The 15,592-nt window shown below is 69.1% G+C and carries 18 protein-coding genes; 10 read left to right on the top strand and 8 right to left on the bottom strand.

Annotated features, from left to right (window positions below; genetic code table 11):
• Positions 1-66: 66 nt before the first annotated feature.
• The 3 genes from NMQ11_RS15150 (at position 67) to NMQ11_RS15140 (ending at position 1,961) form a co-directional block, all read left to right on the top strand.
• Entirely contained in the window at positions 67-954 is an 888-nt protein-coding gene (locus NMQ11_RS15150) for a YkgJ family cysteine cluster protein (protein ID WP_255170905.1), read from the top strand.
• A 66-nt stretch (positions 955-1,020) separates the two neighbouring features.
• On the top strand, positions 1,021-1,242 hold the full coding sequence (locus tag NMQ11_RS15145; RefSeq protein ID WP_255169286.1) for an NAD-dependent epimerase/dehydratase family protein: 222 nt from the start codon (positions 1,021-1,023) through the stop codon (positions 1,240-1,242).
• Positions 1,242-1,961 (top strand): DUF7530 family protein, encoded by a 720-nt coding sequence (locus NMQ11_RS15140; protein WP_255169285.1) that lies wholly within the window; start codon positions 1,242-1,244, stop codon positions 1,959-1,961. The genes NMQ11_RS15145 and NMQ11_RS15140 overlap by 1 nt, the downstream gene beginning before the upstream one ends.
• On the opposite strand, the gene NMQ11_RS15135 is transcribed toward NMQ11_RS15140, so the two are convergent.
• Entirely contained in the window at positions 1,958-2,131 is a 174-nt protein-coding gene (locus NMQ11_RS15135; protein ID WP_255170904.1) for a DUF5786 family protein, read from the bottom strand. The genes NMQ11_RS15140 and NMQ11_RS15135 overlap by 4 nt on opposite strands.
• Before the next feature lie 110 nt (positions 2,132-2,241).
• Here NMQ11_RS15135 and NMQ11_RS15130 point away from each other — a divergent pair, with 110 nt between their 5' ends.
• Positions 2,242-3,249 (top strand): DUF5784 family protein, encoded by a 1,008-nt coding sequence (locus NMQ11_RS15130; RefSeq protein ID WP_255169284.1) that lies wholly within the window; start codon positions 2,242-2,244, stop codon positions 3,247-3,249.
• Positions 3,250-3,348: 99 nt separating this feature from the next.
• On the opposite strand, the gene NMQ11_RS15125 is transcribed toward NMQ11_RS15130, so the two are convergent.
• Positions 3,349-3,636 (bottom strand): DUF5789 family protein, encoded by a 288-nt coding sequence (locus NMQ11_RS15125; RefSeq protein ID WP_255169283.1) that lies wholly within the window; start codon positions 3,634-3,636, stop codon positions 3,349-3,351.
• 201 nt (positions 3,637-3,837) lie between these two features.
• Here NMQ11_RS15125 and NMQ11_RS15120 point away from each other — a divergent pair, with 201 nt between their 5' ends.
• The gene (locus tag NMQ11_RS15120; protein WP_255169282.1) at positions 3,838-4,611 is read left to right on the top strand and encodes a PHP domain-containing protein; all 774 of its coding nucleotides are present in this window, start codon (positions 3,838-3,840) and stop codon (positions 4,609-4,611) included.
• A gap of 59 nt (positions 4,612-4,670) precedes the next feature.
• Complete coding sequence (locus NMQ11_RS15115; RefSeq protein ID WP_255169281.1) at positions 4,671-4,835, top strand: DUF6757 family protein; 165 nt, start codon at positions 4,671-4,673, stop codon at positions 4,833-4,835.
• A 79-nt stretch (positions 4,836-4,914) separates the two neighbouring features.
• Here NMQ11_RS15115 and NMQ11_RS15110 read toward each other — a convergent pair whose 3' ends face one another.
• Positions 4,915-5,238, bottom strand: coding sequence for a 4Fe-4S dicluster domain-containing protein (locus NMQ11_RS15110; protein ID WP_255169280.1), 324 nt, complete (start codon positions 5,236-5,238; stop codon positions 4,915-4,917).
• A gap of 168 nt (positions 5,239-5,406) precedes the next feature.
• Between NMQ11_RS15110 and NMQ11_RS15105 the strand changes: the two genes are divergently transcribed.
• Positions 5,407-5,799: a thiol-disulfide oxidoreductase DCC family protein gene (locus tag NMQ11_RS15105; protein ID WP_255169279.1), complete on the top strand. Its 393-nt coding sequence runs from the start codon at positions 5,407-5,409 to the stop codon at positions 5,797-5,799.
• Here the strand turns inward: NMQ11_RS15105 and NMQ11_RS15100 are convergent.
• Complete coding sequence (locus NMQ11_RS15100; RefSeq protein ID WP_255169278.1) at positions 5,793-6,965, bottom strand: MFS transporter; 1,173 nt, start codon at positions 6,963-6,965, stop codon at positions 5,793-5,795. The genes NMQ11_RS15105 and NMQ11_RS15100 overlap by 7 nt on opposite strands.
• 150 nt (positions 6,966-7,115) lie before the next feature.
• The gene (locus NMQ11_RS15095) at positions 7,116-8,042 is read right to left on the bottom strand and encodes a phosphotransferase family protein (RefSeq protein WP_255169277.1); all 927 of its coding nucleotides are present in this window, start codon (positions 8,040-8,042) and stop codon (positions 7,116-7,118) included.
• 164 nt (positions 8,043-8,206) lie between these two features.
• Here NMQ11_RS15095 and NMQ11_RS15090 point away from each other — a divergent pair, with 164 nt between their 5' ends.
• Together NMQ11_RS15090 and NMQ11_RS15085 are read left to right on the top strand one after the other, a co-directional pair.
• Positions 8,207-9,211, top strand: a complete 1,005-nt coding sequence (locus NMQ11_RS15090; protein ID WP_255169276.1) for an asparaginase — start codon at positions 8,207-8,209, stop codon at positions 9,209-9,211.
• A 41-nt stretch (positions 9,212-9,252) separates the two neighbouring features.
• A complete protein-coding gene (locus tag NMQ11_RS15085) occupies positions 9,253-9,849 on the top strand; it encodes an arsinothricin resistance N-acetyltransferase ArsN1 family B (protein ID WP_255169275.1) in 597 nt (198 codons plus the stop codon).
• A gap of 31 nt (positions 9,850-9,880) precedes the next feature.
• Here NMQ11_RS15085 and NMQ11_RS15080 read toward each other — a convergent pair whose 3' ends face one another.
• The 3 genes from NMQ11_RS15080 to NMQ11_RS15070 form a co-directional block, all read right to left on the bottom strand.
• Positions 9,881-11,044, bottom strand: a complete 1,164-nt coding sequence (locus NMQ11_RS15080; protein WP_255169274.1) for an acyl-CoA dehydrogenase family protein — start codon at positions 11,042-11,044, stop codon at positions 9,881-9,883.
• 117 nt (positions 11,045-11,161) lie between these two features.
• Positions 11,162-13,309, bottom strand: a complete 2,148-nt coding sequence (locus NMQ11_RS15075; protein ID WP_255169273.1) for an oxidoreductase — start codon at positions 13,307-13,309, stop codon at positions 11,162-11,164.
• Positions 13,310-13,313: 4 nt separating this feature from the next.
• A complete protein-coding gene (locus tag NMQ11_RS15070; protein WP_255169272.1) occupies positions 13,314-14,168 on the bottom strand; it encodes an LLM class flavin-dependent oxidoreductase in 855 nt (284 codons plus the stop codon).
• A gap of 252 nt (positions 14,169-14,420) precedes the next feature.
• Between NMQ11_RS15070 and NMQ11_RS15065 the strand changes: the two genes are divergently transcribed.
• Positions 14,421-15,578, top strand: coding sequence for an indoleamine 2,3-dioxygenase (locus NMQ11_RS15065; protein ID WP_255169271.1), 1,158 nt, complete (start codon positions 14,421-14,423; stop codon positions 15,576-15,578).
• The last annotated feature ends 14 nt before the right edge of the window (positions 15,579-15,592 follow it).

The raw sequence follows: 15,592 nt of genomic DNA, 5'->3' as shown, positions 1-15,592 counted from the left end.
AGTCCACGCCACCGATGACTGGAGTGTAGCCAGGTGTATATGCCGTCGGCCGCCGTCGAGACGATCATGGAGGTGAACTGCGCTGGCTGTGCGGGCTGTTGTATCGACTGGCGGCCGCTGCTCGAGGACAGCGAGGCGATCGAACACGAGCGACGGGGCCCGCGGGCCCCGCTTGACGACGTCTACAACCTGGTCCCGCTCGCCCGAGACGAGGTGCGGTCGTTCCTCGAGGCCGGTTACGGCGACGCGCTCGTCCCCCGGCTCTGGGAGGCCGCGAACCCGGAGGAGGGCGTCGAGATCGACGGCCACGCCGTCGCCGCGGTCGCCGGCCGCCCCGCCTTCTTCGTCGGCCTCCGCAAGCCGACGAAGCCGGTCGCGCCGTTCGGCGTCGAGCCGGCCTGGCTTCCCGCCTGCGTCTTTCTCGACCCGGAGACGCTCCAGTGTCGGATCCACGGCGACGAGCTGTACCCTGCCGAGTGCGCGGAGTACCCGTCTCACAACCTCGCGCTCGAGCAGGAGACCGAGTGCGAACGCGTCGAAGCCCGGTTCGGCGGCGAGCGGCTGGTCGACGACGAGCCCGCGGCCGTCGGCGGACTGTTGCTCGGCCCGCAGGCGCTCGGTCAGAAGCTCTTCTGTCACCCCCGCCCCGCCGACCTCGAGGGCGCGGTCGCCCGTTCGGCCGCGGGCGAACTCACGGCGGCCGACCGCGCCGAGTTCGTCGCGGTGGCCGCCGCCTCGAGTCCCGGCACCCTCGCGATCTCGGAGCCCCACTACGACCGCGCCAGAGCGCGGGTTCTCGAGGCCGACTCCTGGGCCGGGCGGGCGATCCGTGAGTGGGCGGAGCGCGCCGAACGCGGAACGCGGCCCGATCCGGATCTCGGCGCGGTGGTCGAGGACGCCCGTGGCGCCCCGCCGACGCCGGGCTGGGACGCCCTCGAGGAGGGGACGGACTGACCGAGGGGCCGCACCGAGATCGAGTACAAGGCGACCAGTTAAACCGGTAATCGCCGTACTCGAGGTATGAACGTGCTGGTGACGGGTGCGACCGGGTTCATCGGCGGCCGGCTCGTCCCGTCGCTGCTCGAGGGGATGACCAACGAGGTGGTCGTCACCGACGACCGCATCGAGGGGCTCGTTCCCGTCGAGCTGACGCCGATCGAGGACGCGATCTCGGCGGCCCTCGAGGACCAGACCGGCTGGGGTGACGTCTCGCTCGAGGCGCCCGAGCCGGGCGCGGAGTGATGCGCCCCGAGTACGGCGAGACGTGGGTGTACGAGAGCATCGTCGGGGCGCTGCCGGGGATCGACGTCTCGGACCGGCTCGCGGTCGCCGTCCAGCTGCTCGGCTTCGAGCTGGCGGTGGTGGTCGTCGCCTGGCGCTACGGCCTCTGGAGCGCCGTGCTCGCGGGAACCGCGGCGGTCGTCGTCGCCGCCGCGGGTAGCTGGCTCATGCTCGAGTACAGCCGGGCGGTGCGGGCGCTGCCGACGCCGCCGGCGTACCAGCGGCTGCTGTTCGGCTCGAGTATCGAGGTCGTCCTCGGCGTGCTCACGTTCGTCGCCTTCGTCACCTACCTGTTCGTCTACGACCCCCAGACCGGCGGGGAGTCGCTGCTCTCGAGCCTGCTCGGGTCGGAGCCGCCGCCGGTCGCGGTGTTCGTCCTCCTGTTGGTCTGCTGGGACGTCGTCTACCGGATCGGCACCTGCTGGTGGGCGACCGTCGCCGGGCTCTGGCGGGCGCTCGACTACGGGTTCGACGCCGAGACGACCGCGCGGTACGCGCGCGTCGACGCGATGAACGTCCGTTTCGCGGCGGTACAGCTCCTGCTGGTTCCGTTCGTCGTCGACCGGCCGCTGCTGGTCGCGGCGCTGTCCGGCCACGTCCTCGCCGTCGTCGCGGTCGCGACGCTCTCGGTCGTCCTCCAGCGGCGAGCCGTCACAGCCGACCCGTCCGTTCGGCGCTAGTTCGACTTCATCTCCTCGAACTTGTTCAACAGCGCTTCCGCCGACTCGCCGGAGTCGTACTCGATCTTCCCGTGATAGACGGTTCGCTCGTCGTCGAAGTCCGCGTCCACCCTCGAGGCCTGTTGCTCACGGCGCTCGTGCTCATCCTCGTCGTAGGCACCCATTGACATGGTAAGTACACCCATAGCTTGGCAGTTGTCGCATATCAATGTAACGGTTGTACACATCGACTACCGGGGAGAGGACAACACGTATCCGGCCGCGACCCCTACAGGTCGGCGTGGCACGGCCGCTTCGCTTCCGTTACTCGCCCCAGCACTGGAGCGAGCAGCGGGTTCGCCAGCAGATACTGCAACCGCTCCGGAACAACATCGGCGCTCGAGCCGTCGCCCCCCGCTTTTCGACCAACGGCGGCTGGGAGACGCACCGCTTCGAGATGGCGAACGGCGACCTCGCGCTGTTCGCCCGCCGCGACGACGAGGCCTACTGGATGGGCAACACCGAAACGCCGTCGTCGCTGTGGAAGACCGACAAGTTCGGCTGGGGGGAGGTCCCCTACCACGTCTCGCGGTGGGCCCAGCGCGAACTGCTCGCGACCCTCCACGAGGAGGACCCGTGGCTCGCCGACTATCCGCACCTCTCCTGGTTTTTCCTGCCGGTGTTCATGTCCAAGGACGGCCGGGAGTCGACGCGCTCCTTTTTCAGAGAGCACGCCGCGGGCTTTCCCGACGCCGGTCGGCGAGAGACCACCCGCTTTTTCGAGTCGTTTCTCGCGACCGGCACCCTGGATCGGTACCGCCACGTGATGTCCGGCAAGCTCGGCACCAGCAACCACGTCGACCGGGTCCGAATGAGCGCCGCGATGGCCGAGTTCATCGCGGCGAAGCTTCTCACGGACGCGGGCTACGAGATCACCCCCGAGATCGAGGTGACGACGGGCCACTCCCTCGACTACCGGGCGGAAGACGACACTACGAACGTTCTCGTCGAGGTCACTCGACCACAGCCGCCGGCCAACCGCGCCGCGAACGGGCCCGTCGCGGCCGTCCGCGACACCGCCGAGACGAAAACGAGCGGGCAGTTGGCGAATCACGGCGGCGGCGCCGTCCTCTTCGTCGACTGCTCGAGCTTCCAGGACGACGCCTGGGCCGCCGTTCGCGGCGAACAGCCGGACGTGCGTCACCGACCGGCAGTCGTCTACCGCGCCCGCCCGGACGGCCGCGTCGAGGGCTACCGGAAGGGGTCGGTCCCCCTCGCACTCGACGGCGCCCTCGAGTTTCTCGGCTGAGACGGCTGCTGTACCGGTTTCCTGGTGCGACCGCGGGACGGTTCGCGGGTGTGCCGGAGACGAGTTTACAGTCGTTTGAGCGGTCGCGACGGCGGCGCCCTAGAACGACACCGCGTCGGGCGCGTACGGACTGCCGAGCGGCGTCGGGTCGCGGTCGCTGTACCCGACGCGGCCGATCGCCTTGCGGCTCACCGCCGAGTAGATCGCGAACTGGGCTTCTTCCGGCGATTCGAACGTCTCTGCCCCGAGGCGCGCGAGGACGTCGCCGATCGTCTCGGAGCCGTTGGGCAACTCGAGGGTTCGGTCCCCGTAGGCGTCGATCAACTCCTGTGTGGTCGCCGGATACGCGTGCGATTCGACGAGCGCGTCGGCGTCGGTCATGTACATCGCAACCGAAACAGCGTGAACGATAATTATAAACATTATCTATAAACAACCCCGGGGGGACGGGTACTCCTTGTACGCCCTAGAGGGCCTAGTAGCACGGCCCGCTCGCGGCGCCGAGACGTGATGCAGGTCGATAGCATTACCAGGGGTGAACGACGGCGTTGAGAAACGGCTTTACTGTCCAGTCCAGTCCGGTAGGGTATGCCCTACGCGGATCTGCACGTCCACACTACGCGCTCGGACGGGAGCCTCGAGCTCGAGGCCGTTCCCGACGCCGCCCGGCTGGCGGACGTCTCCGTCGTCGCGCTCACCGACCACGACCGGCTCCAGCCGTTCGACGAGCCGGTGCTCGAGCGCGACGGCGTCACGATCGTCCACGGCGTCGAGTTGCGCGTCGAGGCCGAGAGCGGGTTGCGCGTCGACCTGCTCGGCTACGGCGTCGACCCGGGCCCCGAACTCGAGGCCGCCTTCTCGGAGATTCAGCGAAACCGCCGCGAGCGCGGACAAGCTATCGTCGACGCCGTCGAGGAGCGACTCGGGATCGACCTCGACCTCGCCGTCGACACCGGTTTCGGCCGCCCGCACGTCGCGCGAGCGATCGACGCCCACCCCGGCACCGACTACGACTACGAGGACGCCTTCGCACACCTCATCGGCAACGACGGGCCGTGTTTCGTCCCCCGCGAGATTCCCTTCTTCGAGTACGGGCGGGCGCTGCTCGCCGACCACTGCACGCTCGTCTCGCTCGCCCACCCGCTGCGCTACGCGGATACGGGGGCGGCGCTGGCGCTGGCGGCCGACTGTGACGCCGTCGAACTCCACTACCCCTACGGCCGCGAGGTCGACCTCGAGCCGGTCGAACGCGCCATCGACGACCACGGGCTGCTGGCGACGGGTGGCAGCGACGCCCACGACGACCGCCTGGGCGTCGCCGGGCTCTCGAAGGAGGAGTACCGCCACCTCCTGCTTCCGTGATAGCGGACAGACGCGTCGATAGCGGAGGGTTCAATGCGTCTGGCTCCGTACGGTCGCCCATGAACTGTCACTACTGTGACCGCGAAGCTGCGTTCGCCGCCGAGACCGACGGACTCAAGGTCGGTCTCTGCGAGGAGCACTTCCGCGAGCGGTTACAGGAACTCGCCGAGGCTGACGACCTCGAGACGCTCAAAGAGCGCGTCGACGTCGACCGCGCCGAGTAACGATGTCTCTCGTTTTCTTTCGACTGGCTTCCCGCAGGGAGCCGCTGGTGAATGCGGGTCGGGACGAACCGGTCCGGTATCAGGCCGTCCGGCCGGCGTCGACGTCGATCGCGTCGACCGGACAGACGTCGACGCAGAGCATGCAGTCGATACACTGGGCCTCGTGGGTCGGCTCGGCCTTCCGCTCGCTCTCGGGGTGGCCGGGCGTATCGACCCAGGTGAAGACGTCGACCGGGCAGTCCTCGAGGCAGGCGCCGTCGGCGATACACAGGTCGTAGTCGACGGCGACGTGGGTGCCGTGGATGCCGAGTTGTTCGGGCTCGTCGACCGGCCCCCAGACGGCAACGCCGTTCTCCTCGCCGACTTTCTCTCGGTTCTCGTGGAACTGCGGATCTATGGCCATTGCTAGCAGAGACGATGCGGGACGCGACCTTAAAAGTACGCATCGCCGGAACCCGCCGCGGGCGCGCAGTTCACTCGCGCGGCCCGAGCGACACCACCCCGCTCGCCGGCGGCTCGAGGCGACGCCAGGACTGCTGGATTTTTCTTTCCGGCCGCCTTCGGGGCGGATATGAGCGATCAGACGGAGGCCCGTCCGCGACTGGTGTACGACGACGACTGCGGCTTCTGCACCTGGTGCGTTCGCTACGCGGCCGCTCGCGGCGAGTTCGAGGTCGTCGGCTTCTCCGACCTCACGCCGGACCAGCTGGCGCGCCTGCCCGACGACTACGAGGACTGTTCGCACCTGCTCACCCAGGACGCCGTCTACTCCTGTGGCGAGGGTCTCGAGCAGGCGATCGCCCGATTCGACACGCCCGCCCGCTACCTCGCGCTGGCGTTCCAGCGCGTGCCCAAGCGGGACCGCATCCGCGAGGGCGGCTACCACGCGGTCGCCGGAAACCGCGACCTGTTCGGCCGCGTCGTGAGCTGTACGCCGCCGACGCGCCGGGAGGACGGTCAGTAGCCGAGTCCGAACAGCCGGTTGACCGCGAGCGCACAGAACACCAGCGCCAGCAACCCGGCGAGGACGGCGAAGGAGACGTCCCAGCCGAACAGATCCGCGAGCAGTCCGGTCCCCACCGAGCCGAGCGCGCCGACGACGCCGTACACCGTTCGAACGAGACCGAACCCCGCGCCGCGCTCGGCTTCCGAGAGTTCGTCCATGAAGCGCGGCAACAGCGCCGCCCCCCAGCCGAGTCCCGTTCCGAGACACACCACCGCGACGGCCACCGCGAGCCAGCCGGGGACGACGATCAACAGCGCGAGCCCAGCCGCCCCGAGGATCATACAGCCGGCGGTCGACAGCTCCCGGCCGTACCGGTCGGAAGCCGCACCGACGACGATCTGCATGATACCCTGGACGAGGAAGTAGAGGCCGAAGACGACGCCCGCGGTCGTTCCCGACTGGCCCCGGTGTTCGATGAGAAAGGTCGGCATGAACGTCGCCGTTCCCTGCCAGACGAACGCCGCGAGCACCGCGAGACACACCGTGAAGGCGATCTTCGGCCGGGCCAGGAGGTCGACGAGCGCCTCGAATTCGAACCGCTCGCGCATCGGCTGGTCCGGCCGACGAGGCTCGGTCGGTCGGACCCGCCAGGCGAACAGGACGAAGATCGGTACGGCCAGCACCGCGCCGATCGCGACGGCGGGACGCCAGCCGTAGCGAACCCCGATCCAGGCCGCGACGACCGGAGCGACGAGGCCGGCCGCCGGCCCGCCGCCGTTGTGAACGCCGATCGCGGTTCCGATGTCGTCGTACGTGCGCGTCAACAGCGTCGTGGCGACGCTGTAGTGTAACCCGGCGAGCGCTCCCAGCAACACGGTCGCGAGGACGAAGGCGGCGAACACCGGTGAGATCGCGATGAGGAGACTCGAGACCGCGGTCCCCCCGATGGCGATCAGGACGATCAGCCGCTCCCCGTAGCGGTCGGCGAGCACGCCGCTCGGGAACTGCGAGAGGAAGTAGCTCATCCAGAGGCCGGTCATGGCGACGCCGACGACCGTACTCGAGACGGCGAACTCGTCCTCGATCGCCGGCACCACCGGACTGATCGCTAACCGTGCGACCATGGTCGCGAAGAACGCGAGCGTACACAGCGCGAGAACGGTGTCCCGGTAGCGCCAGCGCATCGAGTAGTCCGGTCGTCGTCGACGACTCGCTCGAGGCTCGGCCCGTCCCGTCAAAGAGGGTGTTGATACCGGCACGCGAGACCGCGTTCTCGGCGGTCACGACTCGCTCCTCGGCCGTTCGGCCGGCAGTTCACTCCGCCGATCAGCCGACTACCCGCGGCCCCGAAGCCTCTCGAGGCGCTTCCGGATGTTCCCGGCGAACGACTCGGCGCGGCGATCCGCCGCCGGCCGCTCCCACTGCCCCTGGAGGTACAGCGAGCGGAGGTAGGTCACGCCGAGGACGACACGGTAGACGCCGGATCGGCGATCGAACCCGTCGGGAAGCCGCCTGACGGACTCGTAGCCCTCGCGGAACGCCCGCCGCCCGAGGTCGCCGCCGGGGGCGTTCGCCCCGACGAACGTCGGCAGCGCCGTCGCCCAGTAGTCGTACTCGCCGTCGCCGGCCATCGCGTGCTCGAAGTCGATCACGCAGGTGACTTCTCCGCCCGCCACGCCGACGTGTTCTCGCAGGTAGTTGCCGTGGATCAGCACCGGTTCGCCCGCGCCCGCGAGCGCGTCGGGGCGCTCCCGGAGGAACGCGCTCACCTCCTCGGCCACCCCGGCGTAGCCGTAGGGCTCGAGGAATCGCCGGCAGTCGGCGACCAGCGCGCGGAGGGTTTCGGGCCAGCTCTCGCGGGACTCGAGGACGAGTCCTCCCGTCCCGCCGGTGGTGAAGTGGCCCGCCGCCTCGAAAGTCGTCTCGCGGTGGACCGTCGCCAGTCCGGCACCCATCGTACGGGCGCGCTCGGCGCCGACCGTCGGCTCGTCGGGGACGCCGTCGTGCCAGGCGGCGAGGAACCAGTCGGGACCGACATCGAGCACCTCCGGCACGGGAACCGACGTCTCCCGGCGGACGCGCTCCATAACTCGGGCTTCGGTCGCCGGATCGGCCTCGGGGCCGCGCGCGAGCTTACAGACCGCCCGCTGGCCGTCGACGACCGCCTCGTAAACGGCGTGTGGCGGGACCGCGTGTAGCTCGCCCCGGAGCTCGTACTCCGCGGCGGTCGACTCGAGGATCGTGCGTACGTCTCTGGTCATGGTGATTCGCCGCGTCACGTGCGGCGACCGGCCGGAACCGACAGCACGGCGCCACCGCTCCGGCCGGGAAAGAGAACGTGTCAGTCCGACGGAAGCCGGCGAGATAACCGTACCGGTTTACCGAACCACGGGGGACTACTTTCCCTCGAGTCGACCATCGGGGTATGCAGCCACGCGTGCGGATCCTGACCACCGGCGGAACGATCGCGAGCACCGGCGGCGACGACGCCAGCGAGGGGAAGACGCCCTCGAAGGCCGGCGACGACCTCCTCGAGACGATCCCGGAGATCGACGAGTTCGCGACGATCGAGGTCGAGGACGTCTGCCAGGTGTCGGGCTTCCAGCTGACCCTCGAGCACGCCGCCGACCTGCTCGAGGCGGTCGACTGCGCCGCGGACGATGGCGTCGACGGGGTGGTCGTCACCCACGGGACCGATACGATGGCGGAATCGGCGTTCCTCGCCGAACTCGCCCGCGACCTCCCGCTGCCGGTCGTCTTCACCGGCGCCCAGCGGTCGTTCGACCAGCCGGGGACCGACGGCCCCACCAACCTCACGCTGGCGGTTCGCACCGCCGCCCACGAGCGGTTTCGGGACGACGGCGGGAGCTACCTCGCGTTCAACGACACCGTCCACGCCGCCCGCTGGGTCGTGAAGGGCCACACGAGCCGCCTCGAGACCTTTCAGTCCCCGGAGACGGGGCCGATCGCCGAACTGACGACGAACGGACTGCGCTTCCTCCGGGAGCCGGGGCGGTACGCGCCGCGGATCGAGGGTGCGGCCGTCGGCGCCGGCGTTCGCGTCGAGATCGTCACGAACGCGGCGGGCGTCGACGGCCGGCAGGTCGAGTCGGGACTCGAGGCCGGCGTCGACGGCTTCGTTCTCGCCGGAACCGGCCTGGGGAACGCGACGGCCGAACTGGGCGGGGCGCTCGAGTCCGCCCTCGACAGCGGGGTGCCAGTGGTGCTCACCTCGCGGTGTCACGCCGGCACCACCGCGGGCGTCTACGGCGGCGGTGGCGGGGCGCAGACGCTGCTCGAGGCGGGTGCCATCGGTGGGGGCGACCTGCCGGCGTGGAAGGCGCGGCTTCTGCTGGTGTGTGCGCTGTCGGCGGGGCGAGGGCTCGAGGGCGTTCGGGAGGCGTTCGACGCGATCGACTCGGTGGCGTAGACGGGAGAAGGGATATTCGCCCGAGCGCCGTACGACGGCTCATGCCCGACATACGCCCTGCGGCTCACGGCGACGCCGGCGCAGTCGCGCGCATCTACGAACCCTCCGTCCGGGAGACGGCGGTTTCGTTCGAAGAGCGGCCGCCGAGCGGTTCGGAGATCGAGCGGCGAATCGAGCGGACAGAGGCGCGCCATCCGTGGCTCGTCTGCGAGCACGACGCCGACGTGATCGGGTTCGCCTACGCCGGTCCGCACCGGACGCGGGACGCGTACCGGTGGTCGGTCGACTCGTCGGTGTACGTCGACGACCGGTACCACCGCCGGGGCGTCGGACGGGCGCTGTACGAATCGCTGTTCGCAGCCCTGGAGCTCCAGGGCTACTACAACGTCTACGCCGGGACGGCGCTCCCCAACCCGGCGAGCGTCGAGTTCCACCGGTCGATGGGGTTCGAACCCGTCGGCGTCTACCGGAAGGTCGGCTACAAAAACGGCGAGTGGCACGACGTGCAGTGGTGGCAGCGCTCGCTGGCTCCACGCCCCGCGGAGCCGAAGCCGCCCAGACCGCCGAGCGACGTTCGCGGCTCGTCGGACTGGGACGACGCGATCGAGGCGGGACTCGAGTCGCTTCGACTCGACTGAGCACGTAACGGCGGACGGGCCGCCTCCAGTCTTATTCGTAGGCGGCGATCCCCGTCAGATCCTGGCCGAGCACCAGCGTGTGGATGTCGTGGGTGCCCTCGTAGGTGTAGACGGTTTCCATGTTGGCCATGTGGCGCATCGGCGAGTAATCCGTCGTGATGCCGTTGCCGCCGAGCATCTCGCGGGCGACGCGCGACTGGTCGCGAGCCATCCGGACGTTGTTGCGTTTGGCCATCGAGACGTGCTGGGGCCGGAGGTCGCCGCGCTCTTTGAGTTCCGCGAGGCGGTACGCCAGCAGCTGTGCGAGGGTGATCTGGGTCGCCATCTCCGCGAGTTTGTCCTGCTGGAGCTGGAACCGGCCGATCGGCCCGCCGAACTGCTCTCGGTCTTTGGCGTACTGGCGGGCTTCCTCGAAGCAGTCTCGAGCCGCACCCACCGCACCCCAGGCGATGCCGTAGCGCGCCTGCGTTAAACAGGAGAGCGGCCCCTTCATCCCCTCCACACCGGGAAGAACGTTCTCCTCGGGCACGCGGACGTCGTTGAGACCGATCTCGCCGGTGATGGAGGCGCGCAGCGAGAGTTTCTCGTCGATCTTGTTCGTGCTGACGCCGTCGCGGTCGGTCTCGACGAGGAAGCCTCGAACCGGGTTATCGTCGGCGGAGCGGTCCCGCGCCCACACCACCGCGACGTCCGAAATCGGGGAGTTGGTGATCCACGTTTTCGAGCCGTTGAGCACGAAGCCATCCGCGTCGCGCTCGGCGTGCGTTTCCATCCCCGAGGGGTTCGAACCGTGCTGGGGCTCCGTGAGGCCGAAACAGCCCACCGCCTCGCCCTCGCCCAGTTTCGGCAGCCACTCCTCCTTCTGGTCTTCGCTGCCGTAGGCGTGGATCGGGTACATCACGAGGGCACCCTGCACGGAGGCCATCGACCGCAATCCGGAGTCGCAGGCCTCGAGTTCCTGCATCAACAACCCGTAGGCGGTCTCGGAAACGCCTGGCGAGCCGTAACCCTCGAGATTGGGTGCATAGAACCCCATCTCGCCCATCTCGGGGATGAGGTCGGTGGGGAAGGTGCCGTTCTCGTAGTGGTCGCCGATATCGGGGCGCACCCGTTCGTCGACGAACTCGCGAGCCGTATCCCGGATCAGCCGCTCTTCTTCCTCGAGGTCGCCCTCGAGCGAGACGTAATCGAGCATGGTACTCACTGCGTCTGGCGGGGTGAAAAGGACTCCTATGCGTCGGCAAATTCTGCGACTCGTCGCGCCTGCGGCGGTGCCCGGTGCAGGCGGACCGGACGACCGACCCCGCCACCGTCACCGGCTGAACGTACAGAGATCGGCCCGCCCGGCGCCGACGAGCGTGTTCACTTCGTCGTAGGTCGTCACGTAGTTCGTCGACAGCACCGGGATCTGTACCTCGTTTCTGAACGCCTCCGTGAAGTCCGCGAGGACGGTCGGATCGTACCGCGGGCGCTCCTTGAACGTCGCCTGGCCGGCGACGACCGAGAGGAGGTCACACTCCCGGTCAGCCAGCATCTCCGCGACCCGCCTCGAGTCGCTCGTCTTCAGTCCGCTGAGGTTCCAGTCGGTCGCCTGCAGCGCCGTCCCCAGCGGCTTTTCGTCGGGCCACGCCTCCCGGACGGCGTCGAACACGGAGAGGGGGTAGCGAGCGCGGGTCTCGAGGTCGCCGCCGTACTCGTCGTCGCGCTCGTTCGTGAGCGGCGAGAGGAACGACGAGAGCAGGTAGCCGTGGCCGGCGTGAAGCTGAACGTAGTCGAAACCTGCCGCCTCGGCCAGCTCCGCCGACCGGACGAACGCCTCGCGGATCCGCTCGCAGTCGTCGCCGTCCATCGCCGTCGGCGTGCGCCCACCGGGCGTATAGGATTTCGCGGAGGGGGCGAACAGCTCCCACCCCTCCTCGGCGGGGAGCGGCCGGTCGAGCCCGTGGGCTCGCGGTCGCATCGATCCTCGCCGCCCGGCGTGAAACAGCTGGACGCCGACGGCCGCGTCGGTCCCGTCGCGGAGGTCGGCGACGAGGTCGCCCCAGACGTCGGCGTGGGTCTCCTCGTACAGCCCCGGCGTTCCCGGCGAGATGCGCCCCTCGGGGGAGACGGCGACCGGGTCGGTTAGCACCAGCCCCGGCCCGCGCTCGCCCTGCTCGGCCAGCCCCTCGAGATAGCTCTCCGAGGGGGTGCCGTCGCTCGCGGAGTGGGCGGGCGGGCGGGTCAGCGTCAGGCGATTCTCGACCGTCAGCTCGCGCAACTCGAGGGGCTGGAACAGCGGCGGTTTCGCGGCGACGGGGACCGCGTCGGTGCCGGGGTTCGCCGCCAGCGCGTGCTGGAACCAGCGGTCGTACTCGTCGGCGAACTCGACGTCGCGCACCTTGAGGCTTTCATACGAGATCCGGCCGCTCCGGGTGAGCAGGTTGAACGCGAACCGCCGGGGCTCGAGGTGCCAGTAGCGCTCGACGTTCTCGAAGTAGCGCTGGCTCCGCTCTGCGGCCTCCTGGAGCCCCTCGACGCGCGGCCGCCGTTCCTTCTCGTACCAGTTGAGCGCCGCCCCGCCGTCGGTGCCGTGTTCCCGGACGCCCTCGAGGACGGCGATGGCGTCCTCCATCGCGAGTTTGGTTCCCGATCCGATCGAGAAATGCGCGGTGTGGGCGGCGTCGCCGACGAGGGCGACGTCGTCTCCGAGCGACCAGGTCCGACAGGAGACGACGGGGAAGTTCCGCCAGGCGTAGAGCTTGCTCTCGAGGGCGTGGCCCTCGAGGTGATCCGAGAAGAGCTCCTCGAAGTACGCGAGCGCGGTCTCCTCGTCTTTCTCGTCCATGCCGGCGTTGCGCCAGGTCTCCTCGGTGCACTCGACGATGAACGTGCTCTTGCGGCCGGGGTAGGCGTGGACCCGCCAGAGGCCGTGTTCGTTCTCCCGGAAGACGAACGTGAAGACGTCGAACGGCTTCTCGGTGCCGAACCAGGCGAACTTCGCGTTGCCCATCTCGACGGAGGGTTTGAAGCCGTCTTCGTAGTGCTCGCGGACCGTGCTGTTGAGGCCGTCGGCGCCGATCAGCAGGTCGACCTCGGCCGCCAGTTCCTCGGGGTCGTCGATCGCCACCTCGTGGCGCAGGTTGACGCCGACCTCCCGACAGCGATCCTGGAGAATGCCCAGGAGATCCGCGCGCATGATGCCGGCGAAGCCGTGGCCACCGCAGCGAAAGCGCTCGTCGTCGTAGTGGACGTCGATGGGGTCCCACCGGACGAAGGCGTCGGTGATCCGCTCGTGGCTCTCGGTGTCCGCTTCGCGAAGGTTCGAGAGCGTGGCGTCCGAGAAGACGACGCCCCAGCCGTAGGTGTTGTCGACGGGGTCGCGCTCGTAGACGGTGATCTCCCAGTCGGGGTGTTCCTTCTTGAGCAGGAGGCTCGCGTACAGTCCGCCCGGCCCGCCGCCGACGACAGCGATCTCCATCGTATCACCCCCACTCGTTTTCGATCACGGTCTCGAGTCGGTCGTACTGTTCCTCGTCGGCGACGGTCGGGAAGAGGATGAGTTCGTCACAGCCCGCGTCGGCGTACCCACGGATACACTGGAGCACCTCCTGGGGGGTCGTCAACAACCCCTCGGCGATCCGCTCGGCGAAGGGGCCGGTGAACGCGTAGTAGTCGAGCAGGTACTCCCGACCGCGCTCGGCGGCCTCCTCGCCCAGCGCGACGTAGCCGTGGCCCCAGAGGTCGGGGCCGCCGGGGCGGCCCGACTCCTGCCAGGCCGCACGTGCCTGATTGGCCTGTTTCTCGAACGCCCGCGGCGGACCGCCGCCGTGAATGTAGCCGTCGGCGTACCGCCCAACGCGCTGGAAGGTCGGGTCGCTGTCGCCGCCGACGAGCAGTTGCGGGCCGCCATCCTGGACCGGCTCCGGCCCCATCTCGTCGTCCTCCCAGTACGAACGGAGTTCCGAGAGCTGCCTCGAGAACCGCCGGCCGCGACTGCCGTAGTCGACGCCGGCGGCCTCGTAGTCGTCCCGGCGCGCCCCGAGTGCGAGTCCGAGCGTGAGTCGCCCGCCGGAGAGCGCGTCGATCGTCGCCGCCTCCTTCGCCAGCAGCGCGTCGTTTCGCAGCGGCCCCGCGACGATCGAGGTCGCGAGTCGAATTTCCTCGGTGACGCCGGCGCAGACGGCGAGCGTCGACAGCGGTTCGGTGCTCCGATACAGCAGTCGATCGAACACGCCGAGGCTCGTAAACGGTCCCTCGTCTGCCCGTCGGGCCCACGTCAGGAGCAGCTCCCGATCCGCGCCTTCGAGCGTGTTCGGCAACCCGATTCCGACCTGCATGTTACTCTGACCCTTGTGAGGGATTGCCGTATACCTGTCGGTTATTCGAGGTTGCGGCCGCGCGTTTCCACGCCTCCGACCGTACAACAGCAGCGGCGAACGAGTCCGAAAGCGCACTGGAACGGAGTTCTGGCGCCTCGAGGACGACTCCTCACACTCGGTCGCAGAAACTCCCGTCGACGACCATCTTTGTTCACTGATGTGTCCGGAGCGAGATAAGTTTGAAGAGCGTCGGGGCCGTACGCCGTGGTAATGGATCACACGAGCGGGGCGGTTCTCTCTGCGTACGGGATCGACGAGCGGCGTGGCTTTCTTCCCGAAGAGGACCCGCTCACGCGGTTCGAGCCCGCCGGCGACGGCGCCGTGGACGCGTACCTCCGTCGCCTCGACGAGTTCGGCGAGCGGCTCCCGTCGCTGCTCGCCGAGGGCGAACTGCGACCGCTCGTCGAGGATCTCGAGACGCCGCCCGACGGGCTGCTCGAGGGGCTCTCCGACCGCGAGACCGTCCGGCTCTGCCTGCTCTCCGGCTTCCTCGCGAGCGGCTACGTCAACCGGATCGGTGCCGACCCCGTCGACCGGCTGCCCGCCGGCGTGGCCGTTCCGCTGTACCGCAGTTCGAGGCGCCTCGGCCGGAAGCCGATCCTCTCGTACGACCTGCTCTGTCTGCACAACTTTCGCCGCCGCGACCCCGACGGGGGACTCGTCCTCGGGAATTTAGAGACCGTCCAGCAGTTCACCGACCTCGCGGACGAACGCTGGTTCGTGGTCGTCCACGTCGCCATCGAGGCCGCGGCCGGACCGGCGCTGGTCGCCTGCGCCCGCGCCCAGGCGGCGATTCGTGGAGACGACCCGACCGCTCTCGAGGCGGCCCTCGAGACGATCGCCGACTCCCTCGAGCGCCAGACATCGATCATGCGCCGGATGACCGAGGAGAACGAGCCGACCGCGTTCGCCACCGAGTACCGCCCCTACTACAACGGCTTCGACGAGCTGGTGTACGAGGGCGTCGGCGAACTCGAGGGCGCACAGACCTACCGCGGCGGTTCCGGCGCCCAGAGCTGCGCGTTGCCGTCGATCGACGCCACTCTCGGGATCGAACACGAGACGACGGAACTGATCGAAAAACTGCTGGATATGCGGACGTACATGCCCGAGAAACACCGCTCGGTCGTCGAGGCGTTCGACGCGGACGTCGACGTCCGCCCCTACGTCGCGGCACAGGGCGACGACGAACTTTCGGCCGCGTTCAACCGCTGTATCGAGGCGCTCCAGACGTTCCGGCTGGTCCACTTCGGCCAGGTCATCCAGTACATCCGGGCGGTGACCGGCGAGACGACCGGCACCGGCGGCACCGACTACATGTCGTTCCTCGGCGAGATGGAGGACGAGACGGGCACTCACAAGGTGTGAGCGCGAGGGTTCCG

This window comes from Natrononativus amylolyticus (assembly GCF_024362525.1).
GTDB classification, from domain to species: domain Archaea; phylum Halobacteriota; class Halobacteria; order Halobacteriales; family Natrialbaceae; genus Natrononativus; species Natrononativus amylolyticus.
Note: the sequence above shows the minus strand (reverse complement) of the source record. Positions and strands in the feature narration are given on the sequence as shown.